General features: G+C 69.2%; 1 protein-coding gene. It reads left to right on the top strand.

Features of this window, described 5'->3' with window-relative positions:
• Nucleotides 1-44: 44 nt before the first annotated feature.
• A partial coding sequence (locus WA788_RS35675; protein ID WP_335984675.1) for an acyltransferase domain-containing protein occupies nucleotides 45-393 on the top strand: 349 nt, incomplete at its 3' end.

The following is a 393-nucleotide window of genomic DNA, read 5'->3' as shown; positions in this document are numbered from 1 at the left end:
AGGAGGTGGGGGAGTGGATTGCCCGCTGGGGTGGGGACTTGTCGGTGGCGGCGGTCAATGCTCCCCGGCAGGTGGTGGTGGCCGGTGCCGCGCAGGCGTGTGCGGAGTTCGCGGAGGCGTTCGCGGAGCGTGGGGCGCGGCGGATCGCGGTCGACTATGCCTCCCACACCGCGCATGTCGAGGCGGTGAGGGAGAGTCTGGCTGAGGATCTGGCGGGACTGTCCCCGGTCAGTGGTGCGGTGCCGTTCTATTCGACGCTTGAGGGGCGGGTGGTGGATACCGCCCAGCTGGATGGGGGGTATTGGTATCGGAACCTGCGGGAGCCGGTGCGGTTCGGTGAGGTCCTGGCCGCGCTGGTGGCTGAGGGGCATCGGGTGTTTGTGGAGGTGAGTC

The organism is Streptomyces sp. CA2R106 (assembly GCF_037034245.1).
Lineage (GTDB): Bacteria > Actinomycetota > Actinomycetes > Streptomycetales > Streptomycetaceae > Actinacidiphila.
The sequence above is the reverse complement of the archived record's forward strand: the minus strand, read 5'-3'. Positions and strand labels throughout refer to the sequence as shown.